This is a genomic window from Microbacterium sp. WCS2018Hpa-23, from assembly GCF_031843845.1.
In the GTDB taxonomy this organism is placed as follows: Bacteria; Actinomycetota; Actinomycetes; order Actinomycetales; family Microbacteriaceae; genus Microbacterium.
Genome location: NZ_JAVTIZ010000003.1, coordinates 190,786 through 210,876 on the forward strand (window position 1 = coordinate 190,786; position 20,091 = coordinate 210,876).

Here is a 20,091-nt window from a genome sequence, read left to right on the forward strand (position 1 = left end):
CGGCGAAGAGTGATTCCTCATCGCGGCGACACGCAGATCCAGTGGGATCGCAACGACGAGCCTCTTGCGCTTCTCACCGTTTTCACGGAAGACGACATGCTCGTCGACGAAGAGTGGCTGCAGGCGTTGCGGAGGCTGGATGCCTCGGCGTACGGGCCGGATGATGTTGCGCAGCAGGAGGCTGACGAGCTACGCCTTGAGTCGACCGAACCGGCGAGGACATTCGGATACCAGGCGGGGGCAGGCTCCAACCGCACCCGTTTGGCGCCCATGGGGTTCAGTGTGGAGGCGTGCAGGCGCGAAATCTTGCTGGCGCTGATGGACTCGCTTGACGGCGATGAGCAACGCGGTTTTCTGAGCGTTGCGGTCGGGAAGAACGGGGATGAGTTCGTCGAGATTCCTTGGACCGAGGTCCTTGACCGTGGCCTCATCGCCTATGAGCGGAACCAAGTCGAGCGACTCACCGATCCGGTGGACCGCGCGTGTGCGGACCAGATCTCCATCTTTCTGGAAGCAGGGGTGGGACGGCTGACGATCTGGTTGACTCGTCTTGTTTGGGTTTTCAGGCCGCGTAAGCGGCTTGTGTGTTGATTATCTCGAACTCTATGGGGGTGAGTCTGCCGAGGCGTCGTTGTCGCCTACGGCGGTGGTAGGTTCGCTCGATCCAGGTCACGATCTCGAGGCGGAGTTCTTGTCTCGAGTGCCACCTCTTCTTGTTGAGGACGTTCTTCTGCAGCAGCGCGAAGAACGACTCCATTGCGGCGTTGTCCGCGCATGCGCCGACGCGGCCCATCGATCCGGTGATCCCGCTCTGGCGGAGCAGCTCGACGAACTTCCGCGACCGGAACTGCGATCCGCGGTCCGCGGTCCGCGGTCCGAGTGCAGGGTCGTTCCTGTGGGCTCTCGCAGCGCGACGGCGTTGCGAAGCGCGGCGACTGCCAGCTCAGCCGTCATTCGTGAATCGAGCGAGTAGCCCACGATTCGGTTCGAGTGGACGTCTTTGATCGCGCAGAGATACAGCTTCCCTTCATCGGTCCAATGTTCGGTGATGTCGGTCAGCCACAGCTGGTCCGGCCTTGTCGCGGTGAAGTCGCGGAGCACGAGATCGTCATGCACCGGTGGTCCCGCTTTTCGGTTCAGGCCGCGCTTCTTCGAGAACACTGACCACAGCTTCTGCTCCGAGCACAGTCGCCACACGCGCCGCTCGGATGCTGCCAGGCCGGCCTCCGCTTCGATCTCGTCGGCGATGAACCGATACCCGAACGCCGGGTCGTCGCGGTGAAGATCGACGGCCGCGTTGGTGAGGTGAGCGTTGTCCCAGTCGCGTTGCGAGACGGGGTTCGCGCGCCACTGGAAGAAAGCTTGCTTGCTGAAGCCCAACACCCGGCAGGTCACCGCGACCGGAATTCGGTCAGCGGCAAGGTCACGGACCAGCGGGAACATCATTTGGGGAGTGACGCTTGCGACGGACACGCAGCCGCCCGGCGGAGGATCTCGTTCTCTTGCTCGAGCAATCGGATGCGTTTGCGGGCTTCGCGAAGCTCGGTTGCGTCGGCCTGGGGCACGCCTGGCTTGATGCCGTCTTCGACATCCGCGGTCTTGAGCCACCATTGCAGACACGACTCCGAGACACCGAAGTCCTTCGCGATCCGGCTGATCGGGGCGTCACCCCGACGCGCGACCGCGATGACGTCGTTCCGGAACTCCTTGGGGAATGCTTTCGGCACGATGACCATCCTTCCGTGAGAACCGAAATCCTCACAGCGTTGGAGTCAACCAAACCGTCAGCAGTCCCACCTTCCGGCGGATGTTTCCGGTTGACTTCCGGGATCCGAGTAGGGGGGCTTCGTCAGCGCGTCAGCGCGTCAACGCGCAGGACTTGGGGCGAGGCACGTGCGGCCGAACCTGCCGACCATCCTCGACGCGGCCCTTCCCATCCACGCCGCCGTCGCGGGGTTGACCCGAACCGGAGTAACAAACCGGGCCAAATCAAACTGAAGCACTTGGGCGTGTCAGTGTGTGCCTCTAAGGTCATAGGTCAGTGCAGTCGATGTCCAAGGAGGGCTCATGTCAGATGAGAAGGTAATCTTCGTAGCGTTCGCGATCGAGGACGAGCGTCAGCGAGACTTCCTCAAGGGCCAGACACTCTCGCCGCGTGCGCCCTACTCTTTCATCGATATGTCGGTGAAAGAGGCGTATGAGAACGACTGGGAGGAGAAGGTCCGAACCCGCATCAGGCGCTCCCATGGCGTTGTTGTGCTCGTGAGTGAAAACTCTGCTGACTCTGCGGGGCAGAAGTGGGAGATCCAGTGTGCGAAAGACGAAGGGAAGCCGATTCTCGGCATCTGGGCATACTCCTCCGACCGTTCTGAGATCAGTGGTGTCAACACAGTGCCCTGGAGTGACAAGAACATCACCGACTTCATCGACTCGCTGTAGGACGTCGTGCGAAAGGCATTGATCGTCGGCATCGATCACTACGAACACCTCAAGCCGCTGCGGGGCTGCGTGAACGATGCCCATAGCGTCTATGCAGCGCTCGAGCGAGACGCTGACGGGACGGTTAACTTCACCAACCCGCTGATGCTCACCGGCACAAGCTCCACCTCAGGGGTAGATCGCTCAGAGTTGAGGGAAGCGGTCAGGGAACTTTTTCGCGACGACGCAGAGATCGCCCTCTTCTACTTCTCCGGGCACGGCCACATCGATGAGACCGGCGGCTTCCTCTGCGCCACTGATGCAGATAGTGGTGATGATGGCCTTTCGCTGAGCGAGGTTATGACTCTCGCAAACCAGTCGCCAGCGACGAACAGAATTATCATCTTGGACAGTTGTCACAGCGGCGCAGCGGCGCAAGTCGCGGTCGGTGCCGCGCAAGCTGATATCCGAGAAGGCGTCACCATCTTGTCCGCGTCGACCGCTGAGCAGTACGCCATGGAAACCGGCGGCTCAGGCGTCTTTACTTCGTTGCTTGTCGATGCTCTGAACGGTGCCGCTTCCAACCTCGTTGGAGACATCACCCCTGGAAGCGTCTACGCGCACATCGATCAATCCCTCGGCCCCTGGCAGCAGCGGCCCGTGTTCAAAACTAACGTCAAGACTTTCGTCTCTCTCAGAAAAGCTAACCCGCCGATCGCGCTTGCAGAGCTCCAGCAGATCACTGCCATTTTCTCCGCCCCTGGTGTCCAGCTTCCCCTCGATCCGTCCTTCGAGCCATCACGAAGCGCTGAGCAGACAGCTGACCCGAGCATCCCCCCACCCGATCCGATCAACATGGCAACTTTCAGGACCCTGCAGAATTACGTCAAGGTCAATCTGGTCCAGCCGATCGGAGCGGTGCACATGTACTACGCAGCGATGGAGAGCCGATCCTGCGAGCTCACTGTCCTCGGTGAGCACTACTGGAACCTGATCAACCAGCGACTTATCTAATGGACGACCGGCTCAACTCCCCAGAAATGCTCGAGGCGCTTGCCGCCGTGGAGCATGAGCGTTGGTCGCACTGGCAGAGGTATCTGCACTCCCGGTGCACGCGGAATTCGGATGGGAGTCTCACTATCCCGGCACATGAGGTCTCGAGGTGGGAGAGGCAGATGCACACCAAGTACCTCGAGCTGACGGATGCGGAGAAGGAAAGCGACCGAGAACAGGCTGGCGAGTACCTCGATGTACTGCGTCAGTTGCTCTCCTGATCACGGCATCGCGTTACCGGTGAGCCGCTACTTCTTAGTCGGGCGCGACACTCCGGACCCGCCAGCAGGTGGTTTTCCGCTTGCAGGTCGTACGGGCCCCGATCCACTGCCTGTCACCGAACGCGGGTGTTCCCCTTCCGAGGAACGCTTGGGCCGTGCGCCCTTGGAGTCACTCGGCTCGTGGCTTTTATTATTCTGAGACATCAGTTTCCGTTTCGTCTGCGGGGTCGTGGACCCATTCAACAAGATAGTCGTCTCGCACAGCGACCCACACGCCACCGGACAAGTGGAGAGGCTCGCCGAACTCGCCGTCCTCGGACATTACGTACTGCTCTTGGATATACAGATCGCGTGGCTCGGGATAGGTGCTGAAGTAGGAGCTATCGCCGAACCGCCCACCTACCCACACTCCCTCCGCGAGCCGAACACGCACCCACCCTGCATCTGTCGTCGTAGTGACGAGGTCCCATGCCGTTGGCGTGCTTTCGTATCGTGAATCGGTAATCTTCGCCCGAAACCTCGAGGCAGCCTCATGTAGCGGACGAAGAAGACGACCGCCCCCGTACACCACCCATGACGTTATTGCTGGAAGGACGATGGCAAGTAGCACGAACAGCCACCCCGCAGCACCAACATCGCCCGCGGTTAGACCGTTCCCAGTCATCATGCGTGCAGCGACGAGGGGGCCGATCAGGGAAACGTAGACAGCATCGAACACCGCGCTGACGACGAAGGCGAGCAGGATCCGCGCGCCAACGCTCCGGTCAACGTCTCTGAATCCGCGGAACTGCGCCCGCACGGAGATGAAGATCACGCCCGGCACGATCAGAGCGAGGTAGAACAGAACGCCCAGCCCGTCGGTCGGAAGGCTCACGTTCGGTCACACCCGAGATAAGTCATGAAGCCACGTTACTTGGGTGACCACTGCCATGCAGGCGACGCCGGGAGACACCCGGACACTTGATCTTGGTGGTGGGTAGGGGTGTGCGAGGGGATCGCTTGATGAAACTTTGGCGCGGGGCGTCGGCCGCTCATCGGTCTGGCCGAACGGGAGAGGCTGGTTCCGCTCAATATTCTGTTGGAGTAGGCGCCTTGTTTACTCAGTGTGCCTCACGAAGCGCGAGGAACGCTGCATAAAATGCCTCGTCTTGCAGAGCGGGAGATGTTCGGTAGTACGAGTTGGTGCCGCAGAGAGTAACCTGCTCAGACCCGACCGTGAATCGCACTTGAATACCCCGTGAGCGGGGGTGCGTGTGTGTGCCGTCGAAGTAGTTGTGGCGAGCCTCGATTGCGAGATCAGTCGCGTCGGCAAGCTGCCACAGACTCAACCCGAATGTGCCCTCGGCCTTCTTTAGCTGATTCCCAGTCACTCGGAGGATCAACTTTGGGTACACAAGCGTGAGATCACCGGTGCCGTTCTCGTCGAGTGCGCCGCTGATCGCGATCGGTTCGAGATCTTCACCAGCGGCGAGCAGAATAGTCGAGATGAGTCGACCAACGTGGTGTCGGCTTGGATTGTTTCCGTGGAAGGAATCCGTGGCCAGCTCTAGAAGCTCGTACCATCCCTTCAACTCCTTGATCGTGTAGAAGAGTTGGTCGTTCGGAGTGAGCTCGTCCGTCATAGACATCAGATTAGGGGGTCACCGGGCTGCAGCTGCCGAAATCAGCCCAGTGCGATCGGACTACTCGGCTGCTATCCACGTCGACGAAGCGTCCTGAACATTCTCCAGGGTGCAGCGCTGACTTGGCAGAAGGACAAGCAAGGTAGAACTGGTCTGCTTGCCCGCGGCGCGCAGAGATGCGGTCTGCCATCTCGACAGTTAGCTTGTAGAGCTCAAGCATGTCTGCGGAATCGACAACGGCTCGGCGCCGAACAAGCGTCACGCGTTCTTACCCTCGCCCATCATCTGGGTGATAGCGGCGCCGACGCCTGGCCAGGTCCACGCGATGACACGACCTCGAGGGAGGCCGGCGGGCAGCGTCGAGACCGAGGAGGCTTTATCCACGTAGACACCAAATACGGGAACGTTCAGCGACCGAGCCATTGCAACCTCCTTTGCCACCCCCGAGGCGGTTGCCATCGATCGGCCGACGAGCACGATCAGCATGTTAGTTCGCGCGATTTTTTCCCTGATTAGGCGTTCCCACTCGGCCTGAGGGAGCGCTGTCTTGCTCGACCAGTCCTGAACCGTGAACGGGGTGGGGGACTTCGAATCGGCTTGACCGGCGAATAAAATCTTGGACTCTGCATTGTGATCAAAGTCGAAGCTGAGGAAAGCGCGTGGGTTGGGCATCGTTGCTCCTTTGGTCGTGCCTTCATTTGTAGCAGGCAGCACCGACATCTATCCGGTTGAAGGGTCGGCCGCCGAAAGTATCGTTCGCGGGCGGATGTCTCTAGGGGGCTTGGGAAGCCCGACACACTGAGAGTCGCCCCGCCGCAACCCCTGCCGAAACCGTAGGGCACCTAGACGAGCGGTGTATAGGTTCGGCGCATGTTCTGCCAACCCCCGACAGCCCGTACTCGGGTCTAGAGTTTGCGCTTCCGGCCGTCGTGCATGAGTCGGCCTGACGAGCGAACCTTCCTCATGATCCCAGCTGGCTTCATCGCCACTCCGATCTGAGGTGCTCCCATCGCTCCGCTTTAGATCGGACTTAGTCCGGTTCATCCTCGGGTAGTCCGATGTAACGCGTGTAGTCCGATCTAAAGACGAAACTCACAGACGACCTCTTGACATCCGCCCCGCCCAGGCATAACGTACAACCAAATGGTTGCACAACGAGAACTGAGCGAAGCGGAGGTCGACCGTGTGTTCCACGCATTGGCGACGTCGACCCGGCGCGACATCCTGCGCCGGACGATCGAGCGGGAGCAGTCCGTCTCGACCCTCGCCTCCGAATACGAGATGTCGTTCGCCGCGGTGCAGAAGCACGTGGCCGTGCTCGAAGCGGCGGATCTCATCGTCAAGCGCGCCGAGGGACGCGAGCGGCTCGTCCGCGCGAACCCCGAGATGATCGCCCGCGCCAGGGCGCTCCTCGCCCGATACGAAGAGCTGTGGCGGTCGCGCATCGCCCAACTCGACGAGCTGCTGGCCGAGACGCCCGCACCCGCATCCGACACCACGACCGACACCACCGATGATTCACGAACCGAAGAAGGAGACTGACATGCCCGTCACGGATGTCACCACCGATGCCGACAACCTCACCATGACCGTCGTCGCCGATTTCGCGGCGCCGATCGAGCGGGTCTGGGCCGCCTACAGCGACCCGCGGCAGCTCGAGCGCTTCTGGGGCCCTCCCGGATGGCCGGCCACCTTCACCGCCTGGGACCACACTGTCGGCGGCAAGGCGAACTACACGATGAACGGCCCTCGCGGCGAGAAGGCGTCGGGCACGTGGGAGTTCCTGCGCATCGAGGCCCCGCACGGCTTCGAGGTGCTCGATGCGTTCGCCGACGAAGAGGGCACGCCCGACCCCGACCTGCCCTCGATGCGCATGGTCTTCTCGTTCGAGCCGACCGCCGAGGGCACGCGCATGGTCACCACGAGCTACTTCGCGTCTGCCGACGTGCTCGAGCAGGTCGTATCGATGGGGATGATCGAGGGCACGAAGCTCGCGATGAGCCAGCTCGACGCCGTCCTGCAGGATCTCCGCGACTACGCACAGGGCAAGGGCACGCAGGTCGAGCTGCTCGACGACACCCACGTGCGCATCACCCGCCTCGTCGAGGGTCCGCGCGAGTTGGTCTGGCGTGCCCACAACGAGCCCGAGCTCATGAAGCAGTGGCTGCTCGGACCCGACGGGTGGGAGATGACCGAGTGCGTTGTCGCGGCTGAGGTCGGGCAGACCTATCGCAACTCGTGGGCGCCGGTCGGCGACACCGAGGGGCAGGCGTTCGGCTTCGAGGGGGAGGCGCTGCTGATCGATGCTCCTCGCCGGTCGGTGCAGACCGAGCGGATGGTCGGGATGCCGGTCGAGACGCTGAACGACCTGAACCTCTATGAAGAGGACGGCGCGACGCTGATCACGCTCTACATCGAGTACCCCGACAAGGAGACGCGCGACATGATCCTCGCCACCGGCATGGCCGACGGCATGGAGACGTCGTACGACCGTCTCGAGCGGGAGCTGCTCACGGTCTGACGTTCACGACCGTTGCGGTGCCGGGATGCGGGGTCAACAACGCATCCCGGCAACGTTGCGGGGTCAATAGTGCATGGCATCCGCCGGTTTCCGGTGCGAAAGTGGCCACACGGGCAGCTCAGGCGTGAGGGGTCGGCTCTGCACCGCGCCCGTGGCTACGAGTCCGAAGAGCCGGCGGGCGTGCGACGCGGAGCGCGTGTCGACCAGAGCGCGAGGGCGATGAGCACCGGCTGGAAGAACAGCCGGACGAAGCGCTTGGTGTCGGTGTCGAGGCCGAACGCGTCGCGGTGCTCCAGCCACTGCGCGATGTTGCCGGGGAAGACGGCGACGAAGAACAGCGCCGCGAGCACACCGACCAGTCCTCGACGCTTGCGTGCGACGAGGAGGGCAGCACCGAGGCCGACCTCGACGACACCGGATGCGAGCACGGTCACGTCAGGATCCAGCGGCACCCAGTCCGGCACCTGCGCCTGGAACTCCTCGCGCGCGAACGTCAGATGCGAGACACCCGCGAAGACGAGGAAGGAACCGAGGAAGATCCGACCGACGGTGCGTGCGACATTCTTCTTCGACATGGTGCGAGTGTACGCGGGGTTGCCGGGGTCGAGACGCGTCAGATCAGGCGGCGGAGCGCCTCTTCGAGCGTGATGCCCTGCGCCTCGGCGCGGTCGCGCAGGCGGGCATGCTCGTCGCTCGAAAGTGCCAGCCGCACCTCGATCGGGTCGTCGATCGGGGCGTAGAGGCTGTCGAGCAGATCGGACGGCTCGGCCCACAACGGCTCGGCGATCGCCGTCGCGACGGTCTGCGATGCAGCGGGAGCATCCTCCGCGCGCGTGGCTGCAGCGGCGATCGGAGCGGATGCTGCCGCGGCTGCGCCGGCATCCGTCGCCAGCGTGAACCCGGGCCCTCGTCGCGGCTCCTGCTTCGCCTGATAGGCCTTGGCTGCCGCGTTCGCGCGCTCGTCGGCAGCTTCGTTCAGCGGGTGGCCGGCGTGGCCTTTGACCCACGAGAACTCCACGTCGCGCCCGCGGATCGCCTCGTCGATGCCCTCGAGCAGGTCGCGGTTGAGCACGGGCCCGCCGTCGGACTTGCGCCAGCCCTTGCGCTTCCACCCCGGCATCCACTTGGTCACCGAATCGATCACATATCGACTGTCGCACTCGATCATGAGCTTCTCGGAGATGCCCGCCGTCGCCAGCAGCAGCTCGAGCACGGCCCGCAGCTCACCCTGGTTGTTGGTGCCGTGCGGGGATCCGCCCGCGGCCCAGTTGTCGTCGTCGATGTACCAGGCCCAGCCGTTGGGGCCGGGATTGCCCAGGGCAGAGCCGTCTGCGGCGGCGGTGATCGTCATCCCTCAACCGTAGCCGCGACGAGCGACATCGCCCGTGCCGCAGTCGGTCGGATCGGGGTCAGTCGTCGTTCTCGGGCTCGCGGTTCTCGATCGAGAACGCCTCCGGTGCGGGCGGTGCCACGGGGAAGGCGACCGAGCTCACGGAGGCACCGGCGCCGAGACCCAGCCCGATCGACAGCGGGTCTACAGAGGGACCCTCGTCGAGCACCTCGGACTCCGAGCGTTCGAGGGGCTCCGAGGGCAGAGTCCACTGGTTCTCTTCTTCGTCGGAGCGTTGCTGGAAAAGTCCCATGAGTCCCATTCTGATCCCGCCTGACGGAGGGATCGCCGGATTCACACCGGATTGCTCGGGTTCAGGCCGACGGGGTGATGCGACGGAAAGTGAAGTACCCCGCGACGTGGCCGTGGTTGACGACGCCGGTTCCGCTGCTCAGCATGCGCGCCGAGGTCGTCGCGCCGGATTCGACGAAGGTGTAGCCGGTCTGCTCGAGGCGCCAGCCGATGCGTTCGACCTCGCTCAGGAAGTACCCGACGTGGTCATCGCTCACGAAGTCGTTCTCTGACGAGCCCCATGACGATGGCTGCCCGGTGAGGCGGCTGACCTCGGCCTGCAGGTGCAGCACCGAATCGCCTCGGTCGTATGCATCACGTGACAGCTGCAGCAGGCGCGTGGCCTCTTCGCTCGTCGGCATGGTGTTCTCCCTCGTGTCGTCGTCCCATCATCCGCGATGGCGGCCGTTCGTCGTGGGCGCCTCGCCTGCGTCGTGCGCTCTCAGTCGGATGCCGCGCGCACAGCGTCGACGAGCTGCCGCCACGGGCCGTCGAGCGCCGAGTCCGGTAGCTCCCGCTCGCGCTTCTCTGATGGGGTGCGCACGCGGATCAGCCACACGAACCGGTCGGCTCCCGTGGCGTCATCCGCGTCGGCATCCCACGGGCAGCTCTCGATCATGGCGATCCAGTCGTGGGACTCGGCCGGATCCGGTTCGACCTGCCATTGACGACGGATGCCGGCGATGCCGCCCGTGCGCACCACCGCGATGACGACCTGTGCGTCAGTCGGTGGAGGGGACTCGCTCATCTCCATAGACTCCCACGGTCGTCCACGCACGTCGAGCGGCGGCGCCCGTGGCATCGTCGATCGCGGATGCCGCGGCGACCGTCGCGTCGGCGAACTCGGTGAAGTTCGCGGTGCTCGACAGCCCGCCGGTGAGCGCCCGGTACCAGACCGTGCCCGCGGCCTCCCAGGCGTTGCCGCCGAGGTCGATCGCGAACAGAGCGAACGCGCGGTTCGGGATGCCGGAGTTGATGTGCACCCCGCCGTTGTCTTCGGTCGTGCGCACGAATCCGCTCATGTGGGCCGGCTGCGGGTCTTTGCCGAGCTCGTCGTCGTCATAGGCGGTGCCCGGCTCGATCATCGACCGCAGCGCCTTGCCCTGCACCGCATCGGTGAAGATCTCGGCACCGATGAGCCATGTTGCCTCGGCCGCGCTCTGGCCGAGGAGGTACTGCTCGGTGAGTGCGCCGAAGACGTCGGCGATCGATTCGTTCAGCGCGCCGGGCTGGCCCTGGTACTCGAGGTTCGCGGTGTACTGCACGACACCGTGGGCGAGCTCGTGCCCGATCACCGTGGTCGACGAGGTGAAGCCCACGAACACCTCGCCGTCTCCGTCGCCGAAGACCATGCGCTCGCCGTCCCAGAAGGCGTTGTCGTAGTCGACCCCGTAGTGCACCGTGGCGTCGAGCGGAGCCCCGGCGTCGTTCAGCGAATTGCGGCCGAAGGCCGAGAGCAGCATCTCGAACGTGGCCCCCAGACCGTCGAAGGCCTCGTTGACGGAGGCGTCGGCGACGGGCTCATCGTCTTCGCCGCGAACGATGGCACCGGGGAGCGTCTGCGTGTTGCCGGCATCGCTGATCGTGCGGTTCGGCGCATCGGAGAGCTGGGCGACCAGGTCGCCGTTCTCGTCGATCGAGAGGTCGAGGCGGGCCCGGAACGGCGGTCTGCCCGCCGTCAGAGTCTGCCTCGCGGCGGCAGCGGCGCGAGGGTAGCGGCCCGACTCGGCCAGGCGCGCGAGCAGGTAGGACGGGACGACTCCAGGGGTTTCGGTGTGGCTGCTCATGTTCAGACCCTACGCCGGGGGTGCGACGTTACAGCAAGGCGCGGCGCGGATCGGAGGCGTCGGAGCATGTACGTCACAGAAGGCGAAATGCGCCATAGAAGTCCGAACCCCCGGCATCCGGACTGCGCACGCGCAATCGGACTTCGCAAGTGCACGGACTGCGCTCGGGAGGCCGGATTCGCGGCATCCGAACCTCGGAAGCGCACGATGACCCGGGAGAAGCCCGGGGTCTCGCCACCCGGCCCAGGGCTCCCAGCAACGCACCCCGAGATCTCGCGTAAAATCGGCACAATGACCGACGCACCCGACGCCACCTCCGACCTGGGTGCCGGCATCGACCCCGAAGACCTGGCGACCACGCTGCGGGTGCTCTCGGAACTGCACCAGATCGACAACGAGCACCCCGACTTCGTGGCTGTGCGCCATGCGACCGCGGCGATGTTCAAGGCCGTCAAGCGCGTGCGCCGCAAGGAGATCCGCGACGCGATCGCCGAGGCCGACAAGGCCGTCGTCGCCCGCACCGCCACGGGCGCCCCCGACCGCATCGATGACGAGACCCGCGGCCACGACCTGGCGACCAGCGTCGTCGACGCCCCGATCGCGGGCGAGCTGCTCAAGCCCCGCAACTGCTACATCTGCAAGCAGCCGTACACGGTCGTCGACGCGTTCTACCACCAGCTCTGCCCCGACTGCGCACGCTTCAGCCACGGCAAGCGCAACGCCCGCACCGACCTCACCGGCAAGCGTGCGCTGCTCACCGGCGGTCGCGCCAAGATCGGCATGCACATCGCGCTGCGGCTGCTGCGCGACGGCGCCCACACGACGATCACGACCCGCTTCCCGCGCGACGCGGTGCGTCGGTTCTCGGCTCTCCCCGACTCGGCCGACTGGCTGCACCGCCTGCGCGTGGTCGGCATCGACCTGCGTGATCCGGCACAGGTCATCGGCCTCGCCGACTCGGTCGCAGCGCAGGGCCCGCTCGACATCCTGATCAACAATGCCGCGCAGACGGTGCGTCGCTCGCCCGGTTCGTATTCACTGCTCGCGGATGCCGAGCTCCAGCCGCTTCCCGACGGGCCGCTACCCGAGATGGAGACGTTCGGGCATACCGCCGATCCGCATCCGCAGGCGCTGCAGGCGTCGGTCGATGCGCACCCGCTGCTCTCTGTCGCGGCCCTCGGCGGCACCGTCGCCGAGCAGGGCGGCCAGGCGCTGACCGCCGAAGACCTCGCCCGGCTCGCGATGGCCCCGGGGTCGTCGTCGCTCGAGAAGCACGTCGACGGCACAGCGATCGACGCCGGCGGCCTCGTGCCCGACGTGAACACCTCGAACAGCTGGGTGCAGTCGATCGATCAGGTCGATCCGCTCGAGATGCTCGAGGTTCAGCTCGCGAACACGACCGCGCCGTTCCTGCTCATCAGTCGCCTCCGTGCGTCGATGGCCGCGTCGTCGGCTCACCGCAAGTACGTCGTGAACGTCTCGGCCATGGAGGGTCAGTTCTCGCGTCGGTATAAGGGCCCCGGCCACCCGCACACCAACATGGCGAAGGCCGCGCTGAACATGCTCACGCGCACGAGTGCGGGCGAGATGCTCGAGACCGACGGCATCCTCATGACCGCCGTCGACACCGGATGGATCACCGACGAGCGTCCGCACTACACGAAGGTGCGCCTCGCCGAGGAGGGCTTCCACGCCCCGCTCGACCTCGTCGACGGCGCAGCCCGCGTGTACGACCCGATCGTGCGCGGCGAGGCGGGCGACGACATCCACGGCGTCTTCCTGAAGGACTACGAGCCCAGCCCCTGGTGAGTTCTCTCGGATGAGCATCCGGCTGACGATTCCCCGGATGGCGGGCTGAAAAGGTCGTTCCGGTCAGCCAGGCGGGAACCGGTCAGCCATGCGGGTGCGAGCCGACGACAGAACCGTGATCAGCGGGCGCGGATCTCGAGATTCTCGGATGCCCAGGTGCCGAGCTGGTCGAGGATCGGCAGCAGCCCGCGGCCGCTGTCGGTCAGGGCGTAGGAGACCGCGACGGGAGGCCCGGGGTCGACTGCGCGGGAGACGAGTCCGGCGTCGGCGAGTTCGGCGAGGCGGTCGGAGAGCACGGTGTCGCTGATGCCGGCGACCGCGCGGCGCAGCGAGACGAACGTCGACGGGCCGCCGCCGAGCGAGGAGACGATCATGCCGTTCCAGCGTTTGCCGAGCACGCTGAAGGCCAGTGTGACGGCGGCGTCGCACACATGACGCTCTTCGTCGATCTCGGCCATGCGCCCATCATACCTGTGCTACGTTAACGCGAGTCGCTAAGAAAAACAGAGCGACTACGCAAACGAAAGGCAGCCACATGTCCCTGTTCCGCCTGGATGCCAGCATCCTTCCCGCGTCGTCCGCCAGCCGCTCGCTCGCCGACCTGGTCGAGGCCGAGTGGACCGCATCCCACCCCGACTCCGCGGTCACCCGCCGTGATCTCGCAGCCGACCCCGTGCCCGCGACGGCCTGGGCGGATGCCGTGACCGGCGGCTTCGTCGATGAGGCGCAGCGCACCGACGCCCAGCGTGCCGCGCGCGCCCTCGGCACCACGTTCGCCGACGAGCTGATCGGCGCAGACGCGCTGCTCTTCGCCGTGCCGCTCTACAACTACGGGGTCTCGCAGCACTTCAAGACCTGGTTCGATCTGGCCTACACCGACCCGCGCATCGACCCGCAGGGCACGGCCCTCCGCGGCAAGCCGGCGACCCTCGTCACCGTGCTCGGCGGCAACTACGCCCCCGGCACCCCCAAGGAGGGCTGGGACCACTCCACCGGATGGCTGCGCCGCGTGCTCGAAGACGTCTGGGGCCTCGACCTGCGCATCGTCGAGCGTCCGTTCACCCTCGTGGGAGTGAACCCGGCACTGGATGCCTTTGCCGACACCGCCCGCGAGCTCAAGGAGAACGCCGAGACGGATGCCCGCACCTACGGCCGCGAGCTCGCCGCACTCCGGGGCGACCAGGTCGCCTGACCGGCCTCCGGCCATACGCAGGGTCGGATCACGGACGCAGGCCGAGAACGGGTTTCCCGGGCCTGCATCCGTGATCTGAGCATGCAGGTGTGCGGACGAGCCGACCTCGACCGGCCTCGGACGCCGCCCTCAGGCGAGGGGGCGGGGGAACGGATGCGGCAGCCACACCGTCACGTTCAACCCGCCGCCTCTGCGGGCGGTGAGCACGAGCGATCCGTCGTGCGTCTGGGCGATGCGCTGCACGATGGCGAGCCCGAGGCCCACACCGCCGTGATCCTCGCTGCGCGTGCGATCGGCGCCGCGCTGGAATGGTTCGGCGAGCGTCGCGACGACATGGGCGGGCAGCACCTCGCCGGTGTTCTCGACCACGAGCGCGACGGCTTCGGGGAGCACATGCGTGCGGACGGTCACGGTGCCATCCGCGGGCAGATTGTGCACGATCGCGTTGTGCACGAGGTTGGTGATCAGCTGCTGCAGCAACGCCGGGGACCCGAGCACGTTCGCCGTGTCGCCGCCCACATCGAGGGTCACGCCGCGGCGCTCGGCGAGGGGGAGGAGCGTCTCGGCGGACTCCTCGGCCAGCAGAGAGAGGTCGATCGGCTCGCGGGTGAAGGTGCGCCGCTCGGCGCGGCTGAGCATCAGCAGCGCCTCGGTCAGCTCGATGGCCCGCGCATTGACCTCGTGCAGTCGGGCGATCAGCGCGTCGACGTCGCGGTCGGGGTCGTTGCGGGCGACCTCGAGCATGGTCTGCGAGATCGCGAGCGGGGTGCGCAGCTCGTGCGAGGCGTTGGCCGCGAACCGCTGCTGCTCGGAGATGTGCGCCTCGAGCTGCTCCAGCATCGAGTCGAACACGTCGGCCAGGTCGCGGAACTCGTCGCGAGGGCCCTCGAGCGCGACACGGTGCGAGAGCGATCCCTGGGCTGCGAGCTGGGCCGCGCGCCCGATGCGGTCGAGGGGCGCCAGCATCCGCCCTGCGATGAGCCATCCACCGCCGAGTCCGATCGCGAGCAGCACCAGCATCATCACGATCGCGACCGGGACGAATGCGCGGATGAGGTCTGAGCGGTTCGGCACGAAGAAGTCGCTGATGATGTTCACATCGGGCACGTACCGCAGCAGATAGAAGGCTACGGCGGCGAGCAGACCGATGCCCGACACGACGACGACGCCCGCATAGCTCAACGTGAGCTTCCAGCGGGCGCTCATGCCGCGGCGCCTGGTCGGGCGGATCCGGTCAGCCATCGGCATCCGTTCCGATGCGGTATCCGACGCCCGGCACGGTGAGGATCAGCCAGGGCTCCCCGAGCCGCTTGCGCAGCGACGAGACGGTGATGCGCACGGCGTTCGTGAACGGGTCGGCGTTCTCATCCCACGCGCGCTCGAGCAGCTGCTCGGCGCTGACGACACCACCGCCCGCATCGACGAGCACTTCGAGCACCGCGAACTGCTTGCGGGTGAGGGCGACGTATCTGCCGTCGCGGTAGACCTCGCGGCGGAACGGATCGAGCCGCAGCCCGTCGATCTCGAGCACGGGCGGGCGCACGCGCTGACGGCGGCGGTCGAGGGCGCGCAGGCGCAGCACGAGCTCTCGCAGCTCGAAGGGCTTCGTCAGATAGTCGTCGGCGCCGATCTCGAAACCCGTCTCCTTGTCGTCGAGGCGGTCGGCCGCAGTGAGCATGAGGATCGGGATGCCGCTGCCCGAGGCCACGATCGAGCGGGCGACGTCGTCACCGGAGGGTCCGGGGATGTCGCGGTCGAGGACGGCCAGATCGTAGGAGTTCACGCTCAGGAGCTCGAGAGCCGTGTCGCCGTCTCCGGCGATGTCGGCGGCGATCGCCTCGAGCCGCAATCCGTCGCGCAGGGCCTCGGCGAGGTACGGCTCGTCCTCGACGATCAGCACACGCACGGCACAGCTCTCATGTGCTCAGAGCTTACGCACCCGGACATATCGGGAGCGTATGCAAAAGCGCATACGCCGTGGCAACAGGCGCCTGAATTGACTGAGGACATGAACACACGCACTGCCCTCAGACGGCGACGCCTCACTGCGATCATCGGTGTCGCACTGCTCGCCGCTGCCATCACCGGATCGGTCGTGCTGATCGGCCAGCAGTCGCTGGCGTCGGCATCCGTCGCTCCCCAGCTGTCGGCCGCCTCTCTCACCGAGTCCGACGGCGTCATCCGCGAGGAGGGCACGGTGTCGGTGTTCGACGAGGTGCCGGCCGTGACGAACCTCGACGCCGACCTGCTGGCCGCCGTGCGCGCCGCTGCTACCGCCGCTGAGCAGGACGGCGTGCGCATGCATGTGAACAGCGGATGGAGGTCGGCCGAGTACCAGCAGGTGCTGCGGCAGGATGCCGTCGCCGAATACGGCTCCGAGGAGGAGGCGGCTCGCTGGGTCGCGACCCCGGAGAACTCCGAGCACGTGTCGGGAGATGCGGTCGACCTCGGTCCGGTCGCCGCGCAGGACTGGCTCTCGCGCAACGGCGCCGAGTTCGGCCTCTGCCAGATCTACGCGAACGAGCGCTGGCACTTCGAGCTGCGCCCGGCTGCGGTCGCCAACGGCTGCCCCCTCATGTATGACGACCCGACCGCCGACCCGAGGACCCAGCGATGAGCACGACACTGACGACCCCGCGTCTCACTCTCTCGCGCATGCACGCGCCCACTCTGCACACGATCCCCGCAGCCGTCGCGGCGAACGTCGAGCACATGCGATCCGCCACCGACGCCCGCATCATGGCGGTCGTGAAGGCCGACGGCTACGGTCTCGGAGCCCTCACAGTCGCTCGCGCGGCGATCGCGGCGGGCGCCGAATGGCTGGGCGTGACGGATGCGGAGGATGCCGCCGAGCTGCGCCGTGCGGGTATCGAGGTGCCGATCCTCGCGTGGCTCAACCCCTCGGGCGTCGATGCCGCACGGGCGATCGCCGATCGCGTCGACATCGCCGTCGGATCGGTCGAGGAGCTGCGACAGCTCATCGCCGATGCCGCACCGCTGGCTGCGGGCCGCGTGCGAGTGCACCTGCATATGGACACCGGGATGTCGCGGGGCGGAGTGCCCCTGGAGGACTGGGCCGAGCTCCTGCGGGTGGCGCGCTCGGGCCGGGGGCGCATCGAGGTCGTCGGGGTCATGGGGCACCTGCCGTGCGCCGACGCCGCCGAACCCGCTCTCAACGCCCCTGCGGTGCTGCGGATGCGTCAGGCTCGGGATGCCGTGCTGCGCGCCGGGTACGGTCCGCTGCTCGTGCACCTCGCCGCGACCTCGGGCACGCTGACCGACCCTGCGACGCACTTCGACCTCGTGCGGGTCGGCGCCGGTCTCGTGGGCATCGACCCGTCCGAGACCGTGCCGTTGCGCGGGGCGGCGCGCTTGACGGCATCCGTCGTGCACAGCAGTGTCGTGGCCTCGGGCACTCCGGTGGGCTACGGCGGCGCGTTCGTGACAGAGCGCACCAGCCGTCTGAGCGTGATCGGGATCGGGTATGCCGACGGCATTCCTCGCGAGCTTCAGGCGGGGGCGAGCGTGGCGATCGACGGCATCCGCTGCCCGATCGTCGGGCGGGTGTCGATGGATCAGATCGTCGTCGATACGGGGGATCTGAGCGTGCCGCGGGGCGCGACCGCCGTCGTCTTCGGACCGGAGGGCGGGGCCGTGCCGAGCGTGCAGGAGTGGGCGCGGTGGGCGGGGAGCATCCCTCACACGATCGTCACGGGTATCGGCTCTCGCGTCGAGAGGGCGATCGCGTGAGGGTGCTGGTCATCGGAGGAGGGCAGAACTCGGAGCACGAGGTCTCACTCGCCTCTGCCGCGGCGGTCGCCGAGGCACTGGGCGTCGGGGGCTGCAAGGTGACCACGGTGACGATCTCGCGCGCGGGGAACTGGGAGGTGGCGGGCGTCTCGGAGGGTGCCACCGCCGCCGAGTCCCTCGCCCTCGCGATGCCACTGATCGCGAAAGCAGACGTCGTATTCCCCGCGGTGCATGGAGCGCTCGGGGAAGACGGTGTGCTCGCGGCTCTGTGCGCTCTGGCGGGCGTGCGAGTGGTCGGATCGGGGCCTCGGACCGGGGCAATCGGCATGGACAAGTGGGCGACGAAGCTCGTCGCCCAGGCAGCGGGGCTGCGCACAGCCCGCGGGCGCCTGATCGATGCCGCGGACTGCGGGGACGCCGAGTTCGACGGCCCCGTCGTCGTCAAGCCGGTGTCCTCGGGCTCGAGCTACGGCGTCTCGCTGGTGCGCCACGAGGATGAGCTCGGGGCAGCGCTGCAGGAGGCGGCGCGGTTCGACCGCCGCATCCTCGTCGAGGAGGTCGTGCACGGACGCGAGATCGACGTCGCGGTGATCCGGGAGGCCGGCGGGGTGCGGTGGGCGGCTCCGCCGCTGGAGATCCACGCGTCAGGTCTCTTCGACACCGCCATGAAGTACGACGGCAGCGCACGCTTCACGGTGCCGGCGCAGCTCTCGGATGCCGACGCGACCGCGCTCAGCCGGGCCGCCCTGACGATGTTCGACGCGCTCGGCTGCGCCGGCGTCGCCCGGATGGACTTCTTCCTCACGGTGGAGGGGCCGGTGCTGAACGAGGTCAACACGATGCCGGGGCTGACCGCGGCATCTCAGGTGCCGCGGATGTTCGCGGCGGCCGACGTGTCGTACGTCGACCTGGTGTCTCGCCTCGTGCGCGCCGCCGAGGTACCGGGGCGGTGACCGCACGCGTCGGCTGGCCCGATGTCGCGAAGGGTGTCTGCATCATCCTGGTGGTGCTGTGGCATGTGGTCACCAAACACGCGATCGAGGTCGAGGGGGCGGGGCCGATCACCGACGCCTGGGCGACGCTCAACGCGCAGCTGCTGCCGCTGCGGATGCCGCTGTTCTTCCTGATCTCGGGGATGTTCGCCGGGAGTGCCGTGAATGCGCCGACCGGAATCTCGTGGCGCCGCCGGGCCGGCCGCCTCGCGGCGGTCTACGTCATCTGGGTCGTGATCCAGACTTTCGTGCTCGCGTGGACGCCCGACTTCGACACGGCCAGGGCGGAGAACGGATGGCAGCTGCTCGCGCAGCTCACGATCAGCCCGACGAACCTCTGGTATCTGTTGGCGCTCGCGGTATATCTACTGATCGCGCGCGCGGTTCGTCACGCGCCGACCGCCGTGGTGCTGCCCGCCGCGTTGGTGATCGCGGCGATCGCCGCTGCGGGAGTCATCCCGGATCTGGGCAACCTGTGGCAGCTCGTGCAGAACCTTCTCTTCTTCCTCGCCGGCCTTCGGCTGAGATTGATCATCGAGCGCTTCGCCGCGGCATCCGGGAACCTCCGCGCTCTCATGCTCGGCGGGGCATATGTCGCGGCTGTCGGCGCGGTCGGGGTGCTGGGCATGCGGCAGTGGCCGGGCGTCTGGTCGCTGCTGTCGATCGTCGCGGTCGCGTTCGGCGTCGCGGCGTGCGCGCTGCTCGACCGTCATGCAGGGGTGATCGCCCGCCCGCTGCGCTGGATCGGCCAGCGGACGCTGCCGATCTACGTCGTCCATATGATCCCGCTGGCACTGATCGACGGTGCCCTCCGAGGCGTGGGCTGGGTCGCGACCCCGGCGGTCGAGGTCGTCTGGCCGATCGTGCTCACGGCCGTCGTGATCGCGATCTGCCTCGCGGTGCATGCGGGGCTCGTGCGGGTGGGCCTCGGGGTGCTGTTCGATCCGCTGCGCCCGATCGACCGGCTGTCTCGTGCCCGGACGGCTGACTGAGGCTCGCGGGGCTCAGTGAGGCCCGGATGGCTGACTGAGGCTCGCGGGGCTCA

Annotated in this window: 23 protein-coding genes and 1 pseudogene; 11 read left to right on the top strand and 13 right to left on the bottom strand. The window is 66.5% G+C overall.

Going from position 1 to position 20,091, the window contains the following annotated elements; all coding sequences use genetic code 11:
• Positions 1–9: 9 nt before the first annotated feature.
• Positions 10–591 carry a hypothetical protein gene (locus tag RQG77_RS06405; protein ID WP_311243992.1) on the top strand — a complete coding sequence of 194 codons (582 nt, stop codon included), beginning with the start codon at positions 10–12 and terminating at the stop codon, positions 589–591.
• Here RQG77_RS06405 and RQG77_RS06410 read toward each other — a convergent pair.
• A pseudogene (locus RQG77_RS06410) lies at positions 563–1,727 on the bottom strand (IS3 family transposase). The gene RQG77_RS06405 and the pseudogene RQG77_RS06410 sit on opposite strands and share 29 nt — an antisense overlap.
• Positions 1,728–2,067: 340 nt before the next feature.
• On the opposite strand from RQG77_RS06410, the gene RQG77_RS06415 reads away from it, so the two are divergent.
• Both RQG77_RS06415 and RQG77_RS06420 read left to right on the top strand, forming a co-directional pair.
• Positions 2,068–2,439, top strand: coding sequence for a TIR domain-containing protein (locus RQG77_RS06415; protein ID WP_311243993.1), 372 nt, complete (start codon positions 2,068–2,070; stop codon positions 2,437–2,439).
• A 6-nt stretch (positions 2,440–2,445) separates the two neighbouring features.
• On the top strand, positions 2,446–3,432 hold the full coding sequence (locus RQG77_RS06420; protein ID WP_311243994.1) for a caspase family protein: 987 nt from the start codon (positions 2,446–2,448) through the stop codon (positions 3,430–3,432).
• A 450-nt stretch (positions 3,433–3,882) separates the two neighbouring features.
• Here the strand turns inward: RQG77_RS06420 and RQG77_RS06425 are convergent, their stop codons facing one another.
• The 3 genes from RQG77_RS06425 to RQG77_RS06435 all read right to left on the bottom strand — a co-directional run bounded on the left by RQG77_RS06425 (position 3,883) and on the right by RQG77_RS06435 (position 5,986).
• Positions 3,883–4,566, bottom strand: a complete 684-nt coding sequence (locus RQG77_RS06425; RefSeq protein WP_311243995.1) for a DUF6338 family protein — start codon at positions 4,564–4,566, stop codon at positions 3,883–3,885.
• A 226-nt stretch (positions 4,567–4,792) separates the two neighbouring features.
• Entirely contained in the window at positions 4,793–5,314 is a 522-nt protein-coding gene (locus RQG77_RS06430) for a hypothetical protein (RefSeq protein WP_311243996.1), read from the bottom strand.
• Positions 5,315–5,572: 258 nt separating this feature from the next.
• A complete protein-coding gene (locus RQG77_RS06435) occupies positions 5,573–5,986 on the bottom strand; it encodes a TIR domain-containing protein (protein WP_311243997.1) in 414 nt (137 codons plus the stop codon).
• 471 nt (positions 5,987–6,457) lie between these two features.
• Between RQG77_RS06435 and RQG77_RS06440 the strand changes: the two genes are divergently transcribed.
• Positions 6,458–6,856, top strand: a complete 399-nt coding sequence (locus RQG77_RS06440; protein ID WP_311243998.1) for a helix-turn-helix domain-containing protein — start codon at positions 6,458–6,460, stop codon at positions 6,854–6,856.
• A 1-nt stretch (position 6,857) separates the two neighbouring features.
• Entirely contained in the window at positions 6,858–7,835 is a 978-nt protein-coding gene (locus RQG77_RS06445; protein ID WP_311243999.1) for an SRPBCC family protein, read from the top strand.
• Positions 7,836–7,990: 155 nt separating this feature from the next.
• On the opposite strand, the gene RQG77_RS06450 is transcribed toward RQG77_RS06445, so the two are convergent.
• From RQG77_RS06450 to RQG77_RS06475, 6 genes are all read right to left on the bottom strand, one after another.
• On the bottom strand, positions 7,991–8,410 hold the full coding sequence (locus tag RQG77_RS06450) for a DoxX family membrane protein (protein ID WP_311244000.1): 420 nt from the start codon (positions 8,408–8,410) through the stop codon (positions 7,991–7,993).
• Positions 8,411–8,448: 38 nt separating this feature from the next.
• Positions 8,449–9,186, bottom strand: a complete 738-nt coding sequence (locus RQG77_RS06455) for a ribonuclease H (protein ID WP_311244001.1) — start codon at positions 9,184–9,186, stop codon at positions 8,449–8,451.
• Between the two features lie 58 nt (positions 9,187–9,244).
• Entirely contained in the window at positions 9,245–9,478 is a 234-nt protein-coding gene (locus RQG77_RS06460; protein WP_311244002.1) for a hypothetical protein, read from the bottom strand.
• Positions 9,479–9,539: 61 nt separating this feature from the next.
• Positions 9,540–9,878: a hypothetical protein gene (locus tag RQG77_RS06465; RefSeq protein ID WP_056510703.1), complete on the bottom strand. Its 339-nt coding sequence runs from the start codon at positions 9,876–9,878 to the stop codon at positions 9,540–9,542.
• A gap of 80 nt (positions 9,879–9,958) precedes the next feature.
• On the bottom strand, positions 9,959–10,264 hold the full coding sequence (locus RQG77_RS06470) for a protealysin inhibitor emfourin (RefSeq protein WP_311244003.1): 306 nt from the start codon (positions 10,262–10,264) through the stop codon (positions 9,959–9,961).
• Positions 10,239–11,303, bottom strand: a complete 1,065-nt coding sequence (locus tag RQG77_RS06475; RefSeq protein ID WP_311244004.1) for a M4 family metallopeptidase — start codon at positions 11,301–11,303, stop codon at positions 10,239–10,241. Before RQG77_RS06475 ends, RQG77_RS06470 begins: the two co-directional genes overlap by 26 nt.
• Before the next feature lie 291 nt (positions 11,304–11,594).
• Here RQG77_RS06475 and RQG77_RS06480 point away from each other — a divergent pair, with 291 nt between their 5' ends.
• Positions 11,595–13,112: an SDR family NAD(P)-dependent oxidoreductase gene (locus RQG77_RS06480; RefSeq protein WP_311244005.1), complete on the top strand. Its 1,518-nt coding sequence runs from the start codon at positions 11,595–11,597 to the stop codon at positions 13,110–13,112.
• A 119-nt stretch (positions 13,113–13,231) separates the two neighbouring features.
• Here the strand turns inward: RQG77_RS06480 and RQG77_RS06485 are convergent, their stop codons facing one another.
• Positions 13,232–13,570: a helix-turn-helix domain-containing protein gene (locus RQG77_RS06485; RefSeq protein ID WP_056310357.1), complete on the bottom strand. Its 339-nt coding sequence runs from the start codon at positions 13,568–13,570 to the stop codon at positions 13,232–13,234.
• A 77-nt stretch (positions 13,571–13,647) separates the two neighbouring features.
• Between RQG77_RS06485 and RQG77_RS06490 the strand changes: the two genes are divergently transcribed.
• Positions 13,648–14,304, top strand: a complete 657-nt coding sequence (locus RQG77_RS06490; protein ID WP_311244006.1) for an NAD(P)H-dependent oxidoreductase — start codon at positions 13,648–13,650, stop codon at positions 14,302–14,304.
• Positions 14,305–14,433: 129 nt separating this feature from the next.
• Here the strand turns inward: RQG77_RS06490 and RQG77_RS06495 are convergent, their stop codons facing one another.
• Complete coding sequence (locus RQG77_RS06495; protein WP_311244169.1) at positions 14,434–15,510, bottom strand: HAMP domain-containing sensor histidine kinase; 1,077 nt, start codon at positions 15,508–15,510, stop codon at positions 14,434–14,436.
• A 28-nt stretch (positions 15,511–15,538) separates the two neighbouring features.
• Positions 15,539–16,210, bottom strand: a complete 672-nt coding sequence (locus RQG77_RS06500) for a response regulator transcription factor (protein WP_311244007.1) — start codon at positions 16,208–16,210, stop codon at positions 15,539–15,541.
• Between the two features lie 102 nt (positions 16,211–16,312).
• Here RQG77_RS06500 and RQG77_RS06505 point away from each other — a divergent pair, with 102 nt between their 5' ends.
• From RQG77_RS06505 to RQG77_RS06520, 4 genes are read left to right on the top strand one after another with little or no spacing between them, the layout of a single operon-like run.
• Positions 16,313–16,921 (top strand): M15 family metallopeptidase, encoded by a 609-nt coding sequence (locus tag RQG77_RS06505; protein ID WP_311244008.1) that lies wholly within the window; start codon positions 16,313–16,315, stop codon positions 16,919–16,921.
• Complete coding sequence (alr, locus tag RQG77_RS06510) at positions 16,918–18,054, top strand: alanine racemase (RefSeq protein ID WP_311244009.1); 1,137 nt, start codon at positions 16,918–16,920, stop codon at positions 18,052–18,054. Before RQG77_RS06505 ends, alr begins: the two co-directional genes overlap by 4 nt.
• The gene (locus RQG77_RS06515; RefSeq protein ID WP_311244010.1) at positions 18,051–19,007 is read left to right on the top strand and encodes a D-alanine--D-alanine ligase; all 957 of its coding nucleotides are present in this window, start codon (positions 18,051–18,053) and stop codon (positions 19,005–19,007) included. Before alr ends, RQG77_RS06515 begins: the two co-directional genes overlap by 4 nt.
• Entirely contained in the window at positions 19,004–20,038 is a 1,035-nt protein-coding gene (locus RQG77_RS06520; RefSeq protein WP_311244011.1) for an acyltransferase family protein, read from the top strand. Before RQG77_RS06515 ends, RQG77_RS06520 begins: the two co-directional genes overlap by 4 nt.
• Positions 20,039–20,091: the final 53 nt, after the last annotated feature.